This window comes from Streptomyces sp. NPDC050485 (assembly GCF_044458185.1).
Lineage (GTDB): Bacteria > Actinomycetota > Actinomycetes > Streptomycetales > Streptomycetaceae > Streptomyces.
This window is the reverse complement of sequence record NZ_JBITHR010000006.1, coordinates 297,845-313,226: the sequence shown is the minus strand read 5'-3', so window position 1 is coordinate 313,226 and position 15,382 is coordinate 297,845. Positions and strand designations below refer to the sequence as shown.

Below are 15,382 nucleotides of genomic sequence, written 5' to 3'. Positions count from 1 at the left end.
GCACAGACGAAAGGATCCCCCGACAGGCCCATTGGGAGCGCTGTGACTGACAGCGCACTTCAGCAGGGGGAGGTACCACTTGAGACGCACCGCAGTACTCGGCTCGGCCGGCACTCTGATCGCGGGCACGCTGATAGTGGGCGCGATAGCGGCTCCGGTCGCCAACGCCGACAACCGCGACCACGGTTGGTCCGAGGCGCGTGGCGCGCAGATTGCCGCAGACCGGGCGGCACAGCAGGGCATTCACTGGGCGGACTGCCCAGCCGACTGGGCCATCGCCAAGCCCATTCAGTGCGGCTACGTGAGTGTCCCGCTCGACTACTCGCGGCCCAACGGCAAGCAGATCAAGCTGGCCGTCGACCGCATCGGCAGCACCGGCACCAAGGCCGAGCGCCAGGGTGCCCTCGTCTACAACCCGGGCGGCCCCGGCGGCTCGGGCATGGCCTTCCCGAACCGGGTGACCAAGAAGAACCCGCTGTGGACGAAGACCTCGAAGGCGTACGACTTCGTGGGCTTCGACCCGCGCGGCGTGGGCCACTCGACGCCGATCTCCTGTGTCGACCCGCAGGAGTACGCCAAGGCGCCGAAGGCCGACCCGGTGCCGAGCGGCGAGGCCGACAAGCGGGCCCAGCGCAAGCTGGCCGCCGAGTACGCGGACGGCTGCGCCGAGCGCAGCGGCTGGATGCTCCCGTACATGACCACGCCGAACACCGCCCGCGACATGGACGTCATCCGCGCCGCGCTCGGTGAGAAGAAGCTCAACTACCTGGGCGTCTCCTACGGCACCTACCTGGGTGCGGTCTACGGCACGCTCTTCCCGTCGCACGTCCGCCGCATGATCGTGGACAGCGTCGTCAACCCGGCCCAGGACAACATCTGGTACCAGGCCAACCTGGAGCAGGACGTCGCCTTCCAGGCCCGCTGGAACGAGTGGGAGGACTGGGTCGCGAAGTACGACGCCAAGTTCCACCTCGGCACCACCCGGGCGCAGGTCGAGGCCCAGTGGCTGAAGCTGCGCGCGGACGCCAAGAAGAGCCCGCTGGGTGGTCAGGTCGGCCCGGCCGAGCTCCTCGGGTACTTCCAGAAGGCCCCGTACTACGACTCGTACTGGGTGCCGGTCGCCAAGGCGCTCAGCGCCTACGCGGCGGGCGACAGCAAGCCGGTCATCGCCGCCACCGCCCCCGACATGTCGGACATCAAGGGCAACATCGCCTCGGAGAACGGCAACGCGGTCTACACCGCCGTCGAGTGCGCGGACGCCAAGTGGCCCACCAGCTGGCGCAAGTGGGACCGCGACAACACCCGGCTGAACAAGGACTACCCGTTCCTGACCTGGTCCAACGCCTGGATGAACCTGCCGTGTGCCAGCTGGCCCACCAAGCAGCAGACTCCGATCGAGGTCAAGACGGGCCGCGGTCTGCCGCAGGTCCTGATCGTGCAGAGCACCAATGACGCCGCCACCCCGTTCCACGGCGCCGTCGAGCTGCACAACCGCTTCAAGAACTCGCGCCTCATCATCGAGAAGGGCGCCGGTTCGCACGGTGTGACCGGTCTCGTCAACCCGTGCATCAACTCGCGCGTGGACGACTACCTGCTCACCGGCAAGACCGACAGCGCGGACTTCACGTGCACCCCGCACGCAACGCCCGCGCCGTAACGGGCAGTTGAACGGAGGGGGCGGCCGGAACACTCCGGCCGCCCCCTTTGCCGTGCGCCCTTCGCCATCCGCGTCAGCGCGTCATGCCCGCGCGGCCAGCCAGGCGTCCTCGGCCGCGTAGTCGAACAGGTCGCCGTACTTGAGCAACCCCGGGAACGCCTCGCGCCAGTCCCGGCCCGCCAGCTCGGCGGCGAGCCACTCGACCGTCCGGGGCAGCGATTCCACGTACCCGGTCACCGGCCGGTAGCCCAACTCCCGCTCGGCCGCCGACATGTCGTACACGATCGGATGCGGGCCGCTCCACGGGGTCAGTCCGACCATCGGCTCCGGCGCGCCGTCCAGCGGCACGATCTCGCTGCGCACCCCCAGCACCTCGTCGACCGCCGCACTGATCTCGGCCACCGTCGGCGCCTCGGGGTCCGCCGCGTGGAGCACCCGGGAGCCGGGCTTGAGCGCGGCCAGCCGGATCAGTTCCGCGATGTTGGCGACGTGCGAGGGATGGAAGCGGCTCTGCCCGCCGTACGCCAGGATCCGCACCGGCCGTCCGTCCAACGCCCGCTTCACGAAGTGGAGTTCGCGCGGACTGCGGCAGTGCGGGCCATGGATCGCCCCGGCGCGCAGCAGCGTCGAGGGGACCGGGGAGTCCAGCAGCTCCCGCTCCAGCCGCACCTTCCTGGCCCCGTACGTCGTGTCGCCGGGCGCCACCGTGGCCAGCGACTCGGTGATCGGGACCGGATAGTGCGGTGCTCCGTCCGGCTCGCCCTGGGTGTCGAAGCTGCGGCCCTTGTCGTCCTCGTACACCGCGCCGCTGGAGATCACCACCGCCGACCCGATCCGGTCGCCGAGACCCGTCAACTGCCGTGCGTGCTGCTGCCCGTACGCCACCATGTCGACCAGTACGTCGACGCCGTCCCCGAGGGCCGAGGCGAGCGCCGCGTCGTCCTCCCGGTCAAGCCGTACCCGCCGCACGTCCCCGGGCCAGTCGGCGTCCCCGCCGCCGCCCCGCGACGCGGCCCGCACCTCCCAGCCGTCCCCGGCGAGCGCCTGCACCGCGACCCGCCCGATCTGTCCCGTAGCTCCGATGACGAACGCTGTTCCCTTTGGCATACCGGGAAGCTACGCCGGGACGATCACCACGGCCAGATCGTTTCGCCCTGCGCGGATCCGCCCAGGGCCGAGCGGCGTAGGGAACTTCCGGCCTCAGCTGATGCGGCTTCAGCTGATGATTCCGCGGAACGTGCGCGACTCCTCCGCCTTCACGTCGGCCGCGTACCGGTCCACGTACTCCTGGCCCGACAACTCCATGACCTTGTACATGATTTCGTCGGTGACGGCCCGCAGGACGGCCTTCTCGTCCTCCAGCCCGGCGTACCGCGAGAAGTCCAGCGGCTCGCCGAAGCGGACCGCGACCCGTTTGATCCTCGGCACGGCCTGACCGGGCGGCTGGATCTCGAAGGTGCCGACCATCGCGCAGGGGATCACCGGCACCCGCCCCCGGATCGCCATCACCGCGACCCCGACCTTGCCCTTGTAGAGCCTGCCGTCGGGCGAGCGGGTGCCCTCCGGGTAGATGCCGAGCAGCTCGTCCTTGCTCAGCACCCCGAGCCCCTCCCGGATCGCGGCCCGGCCCGCCTCCTTGCCGGACCGGTCCACCGGAATCTGCCCGATGGCCCGGAAGAACGCGGCGGTGAGCCGCCCCTTGATGCCGGGCCCGGTGAAGTACTCCTGTTTGGCGAGGAAGGTGATGCGCCGCTTCAGCATCACCGGCATCAGGAAATGATCGGAGAAGGACAGGTGATTTCCCGCGATGATCGCCGGGCCCTCCTCGGGAATGTGCTCCAACCCCTCCATCCTCGGCCGGAACAGCAGTCTCAACAGGGGCCCCAGAACTGCGTATTTGAGGATGTAGTAGAGCACCCGCACGCTCCTCACCATTCGAGGGGTGGTCAGTGTAGGGCGAGTTTCCGGCCCCCGTAACCACCGATGACCGTCCCGATGGCAGATCGCCTTTTTGGAGTCTCCATAACTCCCTGGTCTCGTCGTGGCTTCCTGTACGCCACGGGTGCCTCGGCCCTCGCTCTCGGGACAACCGGCGCCACGTGCGCCGAGGCGGGCGCCGCCGACGCCTATGACGGGCTGCGCGCCACCTGGCGGACGCTGAATCCTCGGTTCCGGCTTCAGCCCCACCGCCGAGCCGTTTATGACTCACCGGCGACACCGGCCTCGCGGCCGCCGTCGTGACCGGCCTCGACCACCTCCACAGCGACGTCTACAACGAGAACCGGGCGCCCTTCGGTAACTGGTGGAACTGGCAGATCGGCGCCCCGCAGGCGCTGCTCGACTGCTGCGTCCTGATGTACGGCCAACTCGCCGCAGGCCAAATGACCGGCCATCTCACGGCAGTTGACCCCTTCGTCCCGGACAGCGCCGTCTCCGTCTACTCCGGAACCAGCACCGGCGCCAACCGCGTCGACCTCTGCCGGGTGCTCGCGGTGCGCGGAGCGCGATCGTGTGCCTCGGCGCGGGCGTCACCTGCACGGATGGCACGGCCGTCGAATCCACCGTCGACAACCGCAATCTGGGAGCGACCGGCAGCGCCGCTCTCACCGTCGACGGCACCGTGCAGCCCCCCTCACCCACCCCTGGTCGGCGACCCTGACCGGCGCCTCCTGGGCCCGCCTCGCGGGTCACGGCGGCTATGTCTTCCCCGGTCGGGCGACCCTGCGGGCCCTGCGTGAGGAGCGCACCGGCCGCTGGAGCGACATCAACAAGGGCGGCTCGGGGGCCGCGATCAGCCGCCGGTACCTCACCACGGTGCTGATCAGCGAGCGGAGCGACGGCACCGCGGTGATCTGCGTCAGCGATCCGATGCGGATGCAGACCTCGCTCAGCCTCAGCTGGCAGCGGGCCGTCGCCTCGGTGATCTCCCGGCCGGCCACCGTCACCGGCGCCACCACCGGCTCGTCCCTGATGCTCACCTTCGGCGACCTCAGCGGTACCGGGGGAGCCACCCAGAAGATCACCGTCGGACTCGGCTGACCGCGGGCCCGGGCAGCGTTTGGACCCAGGCTCTCAGCTGCTGCCCGACACCGCGGCCGTCCCGATCGTGGCGAGCCCGAGCACCACCCAGCCGAACCACAGCCAGCCGCTGCTGCCGAGCGCCACCGTGTACGCCGTGATCACGACCAGCATCACGACGGTGAGCATCATCATCGACTTCGTCGAACGGGGCATCCGCGTCCCCTTCCTCCCGGCCGGTGCCGTGAAGGCCATCGTCCCCCGCGGCGGGTCCCGCCGCTACCGCCCGCGCGTGTTCAGCGAGGCGAGGTAGGCGTTGTAGGCCTGAAGTTCCCGGTCGCCGTCCCGGTCGGCGGCCCGGTCTGTGCGGCGCGCCTGGCGCTTCTCGGTCGCGTACCACTGGAAGACCAGCGCGATCAGCACGAGCACCGAGGGGATCTCGCTGAACGCCCAGGCGATGCCGCCGGCGGCCTGCTGGTCGGTGAGCGCGTCGATGCCGAGGGAGGACGGCGGATTGCGGTACGTGCTGATCATGGGCTCGCTCGCCATCATCAGAGCGATGCCGAAGAAGGCGTGGAACGGCATGCCGGCGAAGAGCTCCAGCATCCGCATCACATAGCCGGGCCGGTGCGGTCCCGGGTCCACGCCCATGATCGGCCAGAAGAAGACCAGACCGACCGCGAGGAAGTGGACCATCATCGCGATGTGCCCGGTCTTGGACTCCATCAGGAAGTCGAAGATCGGCGTGAAGTAGAGCCCGTAGAGGCTCGCGATGAACAGCGGGATGGTGAACGCCGGATGCGTGATGATCTTCATGTACCGGCTGTGCAGCAGCATCAGGAGCAGCTCGCGCGGGCCCTTGCGGCCGCGCCCGGCGACCGGCAGCGCCCGCAGCGCGAGGGTGACCGGCGCGCCGAGCAGCAGCAGGATCGGCGACAGCATGCTGATCACCATGTGCTGCACCATGTGCACGCTGAACATGGCCATGCCGTAGTCGTTGAGCTTGGTGCACATGACGAGCCCGATGGTCAGCACGCCGACGGTCCAGAACACCGTCCGGCTGACCGGCCAGCTGTCCCCGCGCCGCTTCAGGCGGACCACACCCCAGCCGTACAGGGCGAGCGCCAGCAGACATCCGATGAGGAAGAAGGGGTCCGCCGACCATTCGAGGCCCCGCGTCAGCGTGAACGGCGGCAGGTCCATGTTCATGTCCATGCCGTGCCCGCTGTGATCCATCCGCTGACTCCTGATTCGTACCGGTTGTCCCCCACCAGACTAGAACCGCCCCCGGCCACTGCTGCGGCCGGGGGCGGTTCCTTGAGTACACAACGATCCGGGAGCTAGAGCACGCACTCCGCTTCGGCGTAGCGCTCGGTCGGGACGGTCTTCAGGGTGGCCGTGGCCTCGGCGAGCGGGACCATCACGATGTCGGTGCCGCGCAGCGCGGTCAGCATCCCGAACTCGCCGCGGTGCACCGCCTCCACCGCGTGCCAGCCGAACCGGGTGGCAAGGACCCGGTCGTACGCGGTGGGCGTGCCGCCGCGCTGGACGTGGCCCAGGATGACCGGCCGGGCCTCCTTGTCCAGGCGCTGCTCCAGCTCGATGGAGAGCTGGCGGGCCACGCCCGCGAAGCGCTCGTGGCCGTACATGTCGGTGCCGCCCTCGTCGAACCGCATCGAGCCCTCGCGCGGCTTGGCACCCTCGGCGACCACGACGATCGCGAACTTCTTGCCCGCCGAGAAGCGCCGGCCGACCAGCTCGGTCAGCTCGTCGATGTCGAAGGGCCGCTCGGGGACGACGATCGCGTGCGCACCGGCGGCCATGCCCGAGTGCAGCGCGATCCAGCCGGTGTGGCGGCCCATGACCTCGACGATCAGCACCCGCTGGTGCGACTCGGCGGTCGTCTTCAGCCGGTCGAGGGCCTCGGTCGCGACGCCCACGGCGGTGTCGAAGCCGAAGGTGACGTCGGTCGAGGCGATGTCGTTGTCGATGGTCTTCGGCACCCCGACGATCGGCAGCCCCGCGTCGGACAGCAGGGTGGCCGCCTTGAGGGTGCCTTCGCCGCCGATCGGGATGATCGCGTCGAGACCGAGCTCGGCGACGTGCCCCTTCGCCCGCTCGACGCCGTCGCGCAGATGCGCGGGCTGGACGCGGGAGGAGCCGAGGATGGTGCCGCCACGGGCGAGGATGCCGCCGACCGCGTCGAGATCGAGCTTGCGGTAGTCGGCTTCGAGGAGACCCTTCCAGCCGTCGTGGAAGCCGATGACCTCATCGCCGTGGTCGACCACCGCGCGGTGCACGACGGATCGGATGACGGCGTTCAGGCCGGGGCAGTCGCCGCCGGAGGTGAGCACACCAATTCGCATTGCCCGGAGAACCTTTGCAACGTGGGCCGACGACCGGACCACGTCGTCCGGTTGGATCCCCGTCACCCTACCGGCGCAGGGTGACGGGGGCCGAATCGGAGGTCCGACTGATGGACGTGGTGCGAACGTACGAACCGTCCGGCGGCGGGGCCGAGTTGCTGCGAGTTGCCGGTTTCGCGCGTTATGCGGGCTGGGTCGCCGACGCGATGCGCTCGGCGCGCAGCGCCTCGTACCACCGGTCGTCGGTGGGCGGCAGCGCGTTCACATCGAGGGCCAGCTTCAGCAGCAGGTCCGCGATCTGCGGGTTGCGGGCGAGCACCGGGCCGTGCATGTACGTACCGAACACGGTGTCGTTGTACGCGCCCTCGGTGCCGTCGCCCGTGCCGTTGCCCTTGCCCAGGCGCACCCGGGCGAACGGGCGGGCCGTCGGGCCGAGGTGGGTGACGCCCTGGTGGTTCTCGAACCCGGTCAGCTGGGGCAGCCCGAGCCGCTCGTCGATGTCGCCGAGCACGTCGCCGACGCACCGCTCGCCCTCGCCCCGCGTGGAGACCACGTCGATCAGACCGAGGCCCGGCTCGCGCTCGCCGAGGTCGTTGATGAACTCGTGGCCGAGGATCTGGTACCCGGCGCAGACCGAGAAGATGATCGCGCCGTTGGACGCGGCCCGCTCCAGGCCGCCGTCGCGGCGCAGCCGCTCGGCCGCGAGGCGCTGCGGCCGGTCCTCGCCGCCGCCGATGAGGTAGATGTCACCGGACGTCGGGATCGGCTGGTCGCTGCGGACGTCGAGCCGGTGCACGTCCAGGCCGCGCTGGCGGGCCCGGCGCTCCACGACCAGCGCGTTGCCCTGGTCGCCGTAGGTGCTCAGCAGGTCCGGGTAGACCCACACGAGGCGCAGGCTGTTGTCTGCCATGTCGCTTGCTCCTTACTGGGTCAGTTGCCGACGACGCGGCGGACGTCCTGGAATGCGGTGTAGTTGGCGATCAGCTCGATCCGGCCGGGCGGCGCCAACTGCACGCACTCCTCCAGGCTTTCGCAGACCCGGAAGTCCAGGTTCGCGACCTCCAGGCGGACGGCCAGGTCCAGCTTGCGGTCGCCGATCACGAAGATCGGGTGGCCGGCCAGCCGGGTGTAGTCGACGTCCCACAGCCAGGACGTGTCCGTGCCGTCCGCGCCGCGGGCGTTGACGGACAGGACGACCGGCGTCGGCGGCGGGTCGATGAGGGAAAACGTTTCGAGCCAGCCCGCCGGGTTCTTGGCGAGCAGCAGCCGCAGTTCACGGCCCTGGAAGGTGACGACGTCGTACCGTCCCGCCACCGCCTGCACCTGGTACATGCGCTCCAGGGCGACCTGCGGCGGCACCCCGAACACCGCGGCGACCGCGGCGGAGGTGGCGGCGTTCGCCTTGTTGGCGCGGCCGGGCAGCTGAAGGTGGATCGGCCAGGCCGAACCGTGCGGGTCCAGTACGTAGTCGCCGCTCAGGACCCAACTGGGCGCCGGGCGGCGGAAACCGCACTCGCCGCAGAACCAGTCGTCGCCGGGCCGCTGCATCACACCGCCGCAGGCGGGGCAGGACCAGGCGTCGTCCTTCCACTCCTGACCGGCCGCCACCCACACCACGTTGGGGGAGGAGGACGCCGCCCACACGACCAGCGGGTCGTCCGCGTTCGCGATCACCACGGCCTTGGAGCCGGACAGGCCCTCGCGCCACTTCTCGGCGAGCATCCGGGTCTCGGCGGCCCGGTCGAGCTGGTCGCGCGACAGGTTCAGCAGCGCGATCGCCTTCGGCGTCACATCGCGCGCGACACCCGCCAGATACTTCTCGTCGACCTCGATGACGCCGTACTTGGCGTCCGAACCGCCCGCCAGCGCCGAGGTGATGCCCGCGGGCATGTTGGCGCCCAGCGCGTTCGACACCACCGGGCCGCTGGCCCGCAGCGCCTCGGCGATCAGCCGGGTCGTGGTCGTCTTGCCGTTCGTCGCCGACACCAGGACGACGTCCAGATGAGTGGCGAGCCGCCCGAGCAGATCGGGGTCGAGCTTGAGCGCGACGCGCCCGCCGATCACCGATCCACTGCCCCGCCCCGCCGCGCGCGACACCGCCGCGGCGGCCTTGCCCGCGGTCACGGCCAGCTTGGCTCGCGGTGACAGGGGCCCGGCACCTCCAACGTGTCCTGACATCGTCCTTGATCCTCCTTGCGCCTGGGTCGGGTGTCAGCCTATCGAGATCCGGTCAGCGCCCCGAACCGCGCCACCATCCGGAATGCTCCGGGCTCCCCGGAACGTACTCTTGCGCCCATGCGTCACCGCCCCATTCCCGGCAGTTCCGGCTCCGTACGAGAGATGAGTCTCCTCGGCGACCGGTTGCTCCACGCCCCGTGCGACCCCGTCACCGACTTCGGCCCCGCGCTGCACCGCCTCATCGAGGACATGTTCGCCACGATGTACGCGGCCGACGGGGTCGGCCTGGCGGCGAACCAGCTCGGCGTCGCCCAGCGGGTGTTCGTGTACGACTGCCCCGACGACGAGGACGTGCGCCACCTCGGGTACGTGGTGAACCCGCGCCTGGTGGCGGCGGACGGGGTGGAGGTGCGCGGCCCCGAGGGCTGTCTTTCGCTGCCCGGCGTCGAGGCGCCGACCGCGCGCTTCGACCGCGCGGTGGTGGAGGGCGTGGACCTCTCCGGGGCCCCCGTGCGGATCGAGGGCACCGGGTTCTTCGCCCGCTGCCTCCAGCACGAGTGCGACCACCTGGAGGGACTGGTGTACGCGGACCGGGTCACCGGCCGGCGGAAGTCCAAGCTGCTGCGGGCGATCCGGAAGACGGAGTGGGGGAGCTGACACAGCGGGACGCAGGGGGGCCGGCACCGGTTCTCAGAAGCTCGGGCCGCCCATCCGGTCGCCCGCCGCGGCAAGCCGGCCCCACAGCAGGTCGGCCAGGCCGCGTACCAACTCGGCGCGGGAGCAGGGGCGTTCGCCCAGCCACCAGTCGCCCGCCGCGTGCATCATGCCGACGATCCCGTGCCCCCAGACCCGGGCCAGCGTCTCGCTGCCCGGCCCGAGGTCGACCCGCTCGGCTATGACCACACCGAGGTCCTCGCCCATGCGGCGCAGCAGCGGCGCCGAGTGCCGGCCCACGTCGAAGCCCTGCTCGGACTCGGGCGCCGGGGCGTCCTCGGCGGGGTGCATCAGGAACCGGTACACCTGCGGCCGCGCCTCGATCGCCGCCAGATAGGTGTCCAGGGTCGCCTCGACCCGCTCGCGGCGCTCGGCGGGTGCGTCGAGGGCGGCCCGCAGCGCGGAGAGCAGTGCGTCGGTGTGGCGCTTGGCCAGCGCCCGGTAGAGGCCGCCCTTGTCGCCGAAGTGCCGGTAGAGGATGGGCTTGGTGATGCCCGCCTCGGCCGCGATGGCGTTCATCGAGGCCTTCGGGCCGTCCCGGAGCACCACCCGGTCCGCCGCCTCCAGCAGTTCGCGTCGCCGGCGCTCCGCCGCCGATCGCTGCTGTTCGGCCTGCTGCGTGGTGTCCATGGTTCTTCTCCCCGCCCGTACTGCGTTTTCCGTGGGTTCCAGCTCTCGAAAGCCTTGCGCAACGTAACACTCCGCCCGGTGGCGGTGCTGCGGGGCGGGTGGTCGGTTGACAGGGGCTACCCGTCGGTAACAGACTGCGGTTACCGCAAGTAACGCTTGGAGTGGTGGAGGGGACATGGCCGAGTTCACGATGGATCTCAACGAGGATCAGAAGCAGGTCCAGGACTGGCTGCACGGCTTCGCCAAGGATGTGATCCGGCCTGCCGCCGCCGAGTGGGACGAGCGCGAGGAGACCCCCTGGCCGGTGATCCAGGAGGCCGCCAAGGTCGGAATCTACTCCCTCGACTTCTATGCGCAGCAGTTCTTCGACCCGACCGGTCTCGGTATCCCGGTGGCCATGGAGGAGCTGTTCTGGGGCGATGCGGGCATCGCCCTGTCCATCGTCGGCACCGGGCTCGCCGCCGTCGGCGTCCTCGCCAACGGTACCGAGGAGCAGATCGGCACCTGGATCCCCCAGATGTACGGCGATGTGAACGACGTCAAGGTCGCGGCCTTCTGCTCCTCCGAGCCGGACGCGGGCTCCGATGTCGCCTCGATGCGCACCAAGGCCGTGTACGACGGGGCCAAGGACGAGTGGGTGCTGAACGGCACCAAGACCTGGGCGACCAACGGCGGCATCGCCAACGTCCATGTCGTGGTGGCCGTGGTCGACCCCGGGCTGGGCTCCAAGGGGCACGCCTCCTTCATCGTGCCGCCGGGCACCCCCGGTTTGACCCAGGGCCAGAAGTTCAAGAAGCACGGCATCCGCGCCTCGCACACCGCCGAGGTCGTCCTCGAAGACGTACGGGTGCCTGGGCGCTGTCTGCTCGGCGGCAAGGAGAAGCTCGACGAGCGGCTCGCCCGCGCCCGCGAGAAGGCGAAGGCGGGCGGCGGGGAGCGCGTGAAGAACGCGGCGATGGCGACCTTCGAGGCCTCCCGCCCGGCCGTCGGCGCGATGGCGGTCGGCACCGCACGGGCCGCGTACGACTACGCGCTCGAATACGCCAGGACCCGTGAGCAGTTCGGCCGCCCGATCATCGACAACCAGGGCATCGCCTTCCAGCTCGCCGACATGCGCACGCAGATCGACGCGGCCCGTCTCCTGGTGTGGCGCGCCTCCTGGATGGCGACGGCGGGCAAGCCGTTCACCTCCGCCGAGGGCTCGATGTCCAAGCTGTTCGCGAGCGAGACGGCGAAGAAGGTCACCGCCCAGGCGATCCAGATCCTCGGCGGAAACGGTTTCACCCGCGAGTACCCGGTGGAGCGCATGCACCGAGATGCGGCCATTTACACCATTTTTGAGGGAACGAGCGAGATTCAGCGCCTGGTCATCGCCCGCACCCTCTCGGGCATGCCGATCCGCTAGGAGCCGGCACCCTCTGGCAGGTCACTGCGGGCGTTGTGCCGTGACCAGCCAGGCGGTACTGCGCAGCCGGACCGAACCGTGCCGCTCGTGCGCCCGCAGCCGCTCGGTGAGCGCCTCGCGGGCGCGCGCCGCGGTCTCCACGGGCACCTGGGCGGTGAGGTGCCGGCCGGGGCCGCTGTCCATGAGGAAGGCCGCGGCGTCCTCGGCCGTACGTCCCCAGATTCCGTACGCCTCGACCTGTCGCGGGGTGACATCGGCGAACCCGGCGGCGGAGAGCACCTCGCGGATGCGATCCGGATCGGCGAGGGAGAACATCCCGGGCTGTCCGGGCGCGCCGAACTCGCCGACGGGCAGGTGCTCGCGCAGGACGGCCATCGCCGCCACCCACTCGTTGCGCGCGGGCTCCGCGGCGCAGATGAACGCGAGCCGGCCGCCGGGGCGCAGCGCGCCGCCGATGTTGGTGAAGGCGGCGACCGGATCGGCGAAGAACATCACCCCGTAGCGGCTGATCGCGGCGTCGAAGGCGCCGGGATCGAAGGGGTGTACCTGGGCGTCCGCCTGCTCGAACTCCGCGTTGCCGATGCCCTCTTGGGCGGCGCTGGCCCGGGCGCGCGCCAGCATCGGCCCCGACAGGTCGACGCCGAGTACGCGCCCCTGGTCGGCCGCGCGCGCGGCGAGGCGGGTGGTCTGCCCCGCCCCGCAGCCGACATCGAGCACGCGGTCGTGCGGGCCGATCGCCGCGGCGTCGATCAGCGGCTGGTTGAACCCCGCGTTCACGGCGTCCCAGCGGTCCTGGTGATCGGCCCAGTAAGTGCCTTCGTAGCCGTTCCAGGCCTCGGCCTGCTCGGTGTTGACGACGTTGCGCATCGAGTGCATCGGGTGCCTCCTGCCGGCCGCCGCGTGGGCGAGCCTATGATGGGCGGGTGCCCAAACAGTATGGGCGCCCGCCCATACTGACAACCCCCTTCACCACGGGGCGTGTTGTGGGCGTTTGGCGACAACGCAGCGGGAGGGGACTCATGTCACCGCGTGGAGTGGCGATGCCCGACATCAAGGAGCGGCTGTTCGCGGCCGCCGAACGGGTCCTGGCCCAGGAGGGGCCCGGCGCCCTCACCAGCCGGGCCATAACCGGCGAGGCCGGCTGCGCCAAGGGCATGCTGCACGCCCACTTCGCCGGGCTCGACGAGTTCGTGGCCGAGCTGTGCCTGGACCGCTTCGCCCGCACCGCGACCCGGGCCGCCGAACTCCCCGACCGCGCGGGTGAGGGCGCGGTGGCCGAGAACCTGCGCGGCGTCGCCCTCGCCCTCTTCGACTCGGGCGGCCCGGCCGTCGCCGCCCTGGCCATGACCCGCCCCGCCGCCGCCCTCCGCATCCGCGAGGCGCTGGAGTCCGGTGCGCCGGGTTTCGCCGCGATCCAGGAGTCGATCGCCCAATACCTGGCAGCGGAGCGCCAGTTGGGCCGGCTGCCGCAGTCCGCCGACACCGCCACCCTCGCGCTGGCCGTGGTCGGCACCGTCCACCACCTCCTGATGACCGGCCTGCCGGGCGCCCCCGACCCGCGCGAGCAGGTGGAGCGGCTGGTGGCGCTTGCGGCGGCGGGCACAGGGCCCCCGGCGGGGCCGGCTCACACGGTGTAGCCGCCTGCCGGGGTGAAGATCCGGTCGAGGTGGTAGTCCAGGGTGGCGGCCACCTGGGCCGCGCCGCGCCGCCCGTGGAGCATGTCCCCGCCGAGTCCCACGGCCCCCGAAACCAGCAGATCGGCCTCGTGGCGCGCGTCGAGCCCCGGCCGGCAGGCGCCGCCGTCCTGCGCCTGCCCGATGATCCCCGCGACCAGGTCCTCCAGCGGGTGCTCGGCGCCCAGGAACACCGCCGCAAGCACGGGATCGGTGAGGCTGCGGGCGTAGTACGCCGACTGGGCCGGCGGGACCGATCCGGGACGCGCGAAGGCGCTCCGCCCTCGCAGAGGGGGAGCGCCCGGGGTGCGCGGGGGTGGGTCAGGAAGGCAGGTTCGCCTCGATGAGCGCGACGACCTCGGGGGCCTCCGGCTCCGTGCGCGGGCGGATGCGGGCGGCGACCTCGCCCCGCGGAGAGATCAGGAACTTCTCGAAGTTCCACTGGATGTCACCGGCCGCGCCCTCGGCGTCCGCCGTCCGCGTCAGCTCCGCGTACAGCGGGTGCCGGCTCTCGCCGTTCACGTCGGTCTTCTCCAGGAGCGGGAAGGTCACGCCGTACGTCGCCGAGCAGAAGGTCCCGATCTCCTCGGCGGTGCCGGGCTCCTGGCCGCCGAACTGGTTGCAGGGCACGCCGAGCACGGTGAAGCCGCGGTCGCCGTACTGCTTCTGGAGGTTCTCCAGGCCCGCGTACTGCGGGGTCAGGCCGCACTTGGACGCCACGTTCACCAGCAGCACGGCCTTGCCCTCGTAGTCGGCCAGGGAGGCCGGCTCGCCGGTCAGGGTGCGCAGCGGGATGTCGTACAGGCTCATGGGTGACTCCTTCTGAAAAAAGGTGAGTTGATCAGTCGCGGGTGGTGGTGATCAGCGGCCGGAAGAGGCCTTCCTGGACCACCGACACCAGCAGCCTGCCCGCGCGGTCGTAGATCCGGCCCCGGGCGAGACCCCGGCCGCCGGTCGAGATCGGGGACTCCTGGTCGTAGAGGAACCACTCGTCGGCGCGGAACGGGCGGTGGAACCACATCGCGTGGTCGAGCGAGGCCATGTCGAAACCGCGCGGCCCCCACAGCGGCTCGACCGGGATGCGCACCGCGTCCAGGAGCGTCATGTCGCTCGCGTACGTCAGCGCGCAGGTGTGCACCAGCGGGTCGTCGCCCAGTGGGCCCACCGCCCGCATCCACACCGCGCTGCGCGGATCCGCGTCCTTGATCTCCTGAGGGGTCCAGCGCAGCCGGTCCACGTACCGGATGTCGAACGGCTGGCGGCGGGCCATCCGCTCCAGCGCCTCGGGCAGCGCGCCCAGGTGCTCGCGGATCTCCTCGGTGACCGTGGGCAGCGACTCCGGCTCGGGGAAGTCGAGGCGCGGCGGGAGCTGGTGCTCGATGCTGCCGGGCTCGGGGCGGTGGAAGGACGCGGTGAGGTTGAAGATCGTGCGGCCCTGCTGGACCGCGGTGACCCGCCGGGTGGTGAAGGAACGCCCGTCCCGGACCCGCTCCACCTGGTAGACGATCGGCACACCGGGGCGGCCCGGCCGCAGGAAGTAGGCGTGCAGTGAGTGCACCGGGCGCTCGCCGTCCGTCGTGCGCCCGGCCGCGACCAGCGCCTGGCCCGCGACCTGGCCGCCGAAGACCCGCTGGAGGGACTCCTGCGGACTGCGGCCACGGAAGATGTTGACCTCGATCTGTTCGAGGTCGAGCAGATCGACGAGTCTCTCGGCGGGGTTCGTCATGGGGTCCGTCTCCAC

General features: G+C 70.9%; 17 protein-coding genes and 1 pseudogene. 6 read left to right on the top strand and 12 right to left on the bottom strand.

Features of this window, described 5'->3' with window-relative positions; all coding sequences use genetic code 11:
• Window positions 1-79 precede the first annotated feature (79 nt).
• Entirely contained in the window at window positions 80-1,657 is a 1,578-nt protein-coding gene (locus tag ACIBK6_RS15550) for an alpha/beta hydrolase (RefSeq protein ID WP_399051741.1), read from the top strand.
• Window positions 1,658-1,738: 81 nt separating this feature from the next.
• Here the strand turns inward: ACIBK6_RS15550 and ACIBK6_RS15545 are convergent, their stop codons facing one another.
• Window positions 1,739-2,764: an NAD-dependent epimerase/dehydratase family protein gene (locus tag ACIBK6_RS15545; RefSeq protein WP_399051740.1), complete on the bottom strand. Its 1,026-nt coding sequence runs from the start codon at window positions 2,762-2,764 to the stop codon at window positions 1,739-1,741.
• A gap of 108 nt (window positions 2,765-2,872) precedes the next feature.
• A complete protein-coding gene (locus ACIBK6_RS15540) occupies window positions 2,873-3,574 on the bottom strand; it encodes a lysophospholipid acyltransferase family protein (RefSeq protein ID WP_399051739.1) in 702 nt (233 codons plus the stop codon).
• Between the two features lie 320 nt (window positions 3,575-3,894).
• Between ACIBK6_RS15540 and ACIBK6_RS15535 the strand changes: the two are divergent.
• Window positions 3,895-4,101 (top strand): annotated as a pseudogene (locus tag ACIBK6_RS15535) (hypothetical protein); the annotation flags it as partial.
• A 67-nt stretch (window positions 4,102-4,168) separates the two neighbouring features.
• Entirely contained in the window at window positions 4,169-4,696 is a 528-nt protein-coding gene (locus tag ACIBK6_RS15530; protein ID WP_399051738.1) for a polysaccharide lyase family 8 super-sandwich domain-containing protein, read from the top strand.
• 33 nt (window positions 4,697-4,729) lie between these two features.
• Here the strand turns inward: ACIBK6_RS15530 and ACIBK6_RS15525 are convergent, their stop codons facing one another.
• The 5 genes from ACIBK6_RS15525 to ACIBK6_RS15505 all read right to left on the bottom strand — a co-directional run bounded on the left by ACIBK6_RS15525 (window position 4,730) and on the right by ACIBK6_RS15505 (window position 9,219).
• Window positions 4,730-4,891, bottom strand: coding sequence for a hypothetical protein (locus tag ACIBK6_RS15525; protein ID WP_399051737.1), 162 nt, complete (start codon window positions 4,889-4,891; stop codon window positions 4,730-4,732).
• Window positions 4,892-4,954: 63 nt separating this feature from the next.
• Window positions 4,955-5,911 (bottom strand): cytochrome c oxidase assembly protein, encoded by a 957-nt coding sequence (locus ACIBK6_RS15520; protein WP_399051736.1) that lies wholly within the window; start codon window positions 5,909-5,911, stop codon window positions 4,955-4,957.
• 104 nt (window positions 5,912-6,015) lie between these two features.
• Window positions 6,016-7,041 (bottom strand): 6-phosphofructokinase, encoded by a 1,026-nt coding sequence (locus ACIBK6_RS15515; RefSeq protein WP_399051735.1) that lies wholly within the window; start codon window positions 7,039-7,041, stop codon window positions 6,016-6,018.
• A gap of 181 nt (window positions 7,042-7,222) precedes the next feature.
• Entirely contained in the window at window positions 7,223-7,951 is a 729-nt protein-coding gene (locus ACIBK6_RS15510; protein WP_399051734.1) for a type 1 glutamine amidotransferase, read from the bottom strand.
• 20 nt (window positions 7,952-7,971) lie between these two features.
• On the bottom strand, window positions 7,972-9,219 hold the full coding sequence (locus tag ACIBK6_RS15505; protein WP_399051733.1) for a MurT ligase domain-containing protein: 1,248 nt from the start codon (window positions 9,217-9,219) through the stop codon (window positions 7,972-7,974).
• A gap of 117 nt (window positions 9,220-9,336) precedes the next feature.
• On the opposite strand from ACIBK6_RS15505, the gene def reads away from it, so the two are divergent.
• Window positions 9,337-9,876, top strand: a complete 540-nt coding sequence (gene def / locus ACIBK6_RS15500) for a peptide deformylase (protein WP_399051732.1) — start codon at window positions 9,337-9,339, stop codon at window positions 9,874-9,876.
• Window positions 9,877-9,909: 33 nt separating this feature from the next.
• Here def and ACIBK6_RS15495 read toward each other — a convergent pair whose 3' ends face one another.
• Window positions 9,910-10,563 carry a TetR family transcriptional regulator gene (locus ACIBK6_RS15495; protein WP_399051731.1) on the bottom strand — a complete coding sequence of 218 codons (654 nt, stop codon included), beginning with the start codon at window positions 10,561-10,563 and terminating at the stop codon, window positions 9,910-9,912.
• A gap of 175 nt (window positions 10,564-10,738) precedes the next feature.
• Between ACIBK6_RS15495 and ACIBK6_RS15490 the strand changes: the two genes are divergently transcribed.
• A complete protein-coding gene (locus ACIBK6_RS15490) occupies window positions 10,739-11,968 on the top strand; it encodes an acyl-CoA dehydrogenase family protein (RefSeq protein ID WP_399051730.1) in 1,230 nt (409 codons plus the stop codon).
• A gap of 21 nt (window positions 11,969-11,989) precedes the next feature.
• On the opposite strand, the gene ACIBK6_RS15485 is transcribed toward ACIBK6_RS15490, so the two are convergent.
• Window positions 11,990-12,835: a class I SAM-dependent methyltransferase gene (locus ACIBK6_RS15485; RefSeq protein ID WP_399051863.1), complete on the bottom strand. Its 846-nt coding sequence runs from the start codon at window positions 12,833-12,835 to the stop codon at window positions 11,990-11,992.
• A 152-nt stretch (window positions 12,836-12,987) separates the two neighbouring features.
• On the opposite strand from ACIBK6_RS15485, the gene ACIBK6_RS15480 reads away from it, so the two are divergent.
• Window positions 12,988-13,605, top strand: a complete 618-nt coding sequence (locus ACIBK6_RS15480) for a TetR family transcriptional regulator (RefSeq protein ID WP_399051729.1) — start codon at window positions 12,988-12,990, stop codon at window positions 13,603-13,605.
• Here ACIBK6_RS15480 and ACIBK6_RS15475 read toward each other — a convergent pair.
• From ACIBK6_RS15475 to ACIBK6_RS15465, 3 genes are all read right to left on the bottom strand, one after another.
• Window positions 13,593-13,847, bottom strand: a complete 255-nt coding sequence (locus ACIBK6_RS15475; protein ID WP_399051728.1) for a hypothetical protein — start codon at window positions 13,845-13,847, stop codon at window positions 13,593-13,595. The genes ACIBK6_RS15480 and ACIBK6_RS15475 overlap by 13 nt on opposite strands.
• Window positions 13,848-13,962: 115 nt before the next feature.
• Complete coding sequence (locus ACIBK6_RS15470; protein ID WP_399051727.1) at window positions 13,963-14,451, bottom strand: glutathione peroxidase; 489 nt, start codon at window positions 14,449-14,451, stop codon at window positions 13,963-13,965.
• A 31-nt stretch (window positions 14,452-14,482) separates the two neighbouring features.
• Entirely contained in the window at window positions 14,483-15,367 is an 885-nt protein-coding gene (locus ACIBK6_RS15465) for an acyl-CoA thioesterase (protein ID WP_399051726.1), read from the bottom strand.
• Window positions 15,368-15,382 lie beyond the last annotated feature (15 nt).

What these genes read in the sequence shown, in the direction of transcription:
- ACIBK6_RS15465 (WP_399051726.1), bottom strand. Translation starts at nt 15,367, where the DNA reads ATGACGAACCCCGCCGAGAGACTCGTCGATCTGCTCGACCTCGAACAG.
- ACIBK6_RS15470 (WP_399051727.1), bottom strand. Translation starts at nt 14,451, where the DNA reads ATGAGCCTGTACGACATCCCGCTGCGCACCCTGACCGGCGAGCCGGCC.
- ACIBK6_RS15505 (WP_399051733.1), bottom strand. Translation starts at nt 9,219, where the DNA reads ATGTCAGGACACGTTGGAGGTGCCGGGCCCCTGTCACCGCGAGCCAAG.
- ACIBK6_RS15480 (WP_399051729.1), top strand. Translation starts at nt 12,988, where the DNA reads ATGTCACCGCGTGGAGTGGCGATGCCCGACATCAAGGAGCGGCTGTTC.
- ACIBK6_RS15495 (WP_399051731.1), bottom strand. Translation starts at nt 10,563, where the DNA reads ATGGACACCACGCAGCAGGCCGAACAGCAGCGATCGGCGGCGGAGCGC.
- ACIBK6_RS15490 (WP_399051730.1), top strand. Translation starts at nt 10,739, where the DNA reads ATGGCCGAGTTCACGATGGATCTCAACGAGGATCAGAAGCAGGTCCAG.
- ACIBK6_RS15485 (WP_399051863.1), bottom strand. Translation starts at nt 12,835, where the DNA reads ATGCGCAACGTCGTCAACACCGAGCAGGCCGAGGCCTGGAACGGCTAC.
- ACIBK6_RS15515 (WP_399051735.1), bottom strand. Translation starts at nt 7,041, where the DNA reads ATGCGAATTGGTGTGCTCACCTCCGGCGGCGACTGCCCCGGCCTGAAC.
- ACIBK6_RS15520 (WP_399051736.1), bottom strand. Translation starts at nt 5,911, where the DNA reads ATGGATCACAGCGGGCACGGCATGGACATGAACATGGACCTGCCGCCG.
- ACIBK6_RS15525 (WP_399051737.1), bottom strand. Translation starts at nt 4,891, where the DNA reads ATGCCCCGTTCGACGAAGTCGATGATGATGCTCACCGTCGTGATGCTG.
- def (WP_399051732.1), top strand. Translation starts at nt 9,337, where the DNA reads ATGCGTCACCGCCCCATTCCCGGCAGTTCCGGCTCCGTACGAGAGATG.
- ACIBK6_RS15510 (WP_399051734.1), bottom strand. Translation starts at nt 7,951, where the DNA reads ATGGCAGACAACAGCCTGCGCCTCGTGTGGGTCTACCCGGACCTGCTG.
- ACIBK6_RS15545 (WP_399051740.1), bottom strand. Translation starts at nt 2,764, where the DNA reads ATGCCAAAGGGAACAGCGTTCGTCATCGGAGCTACGGGACAGATCGGG.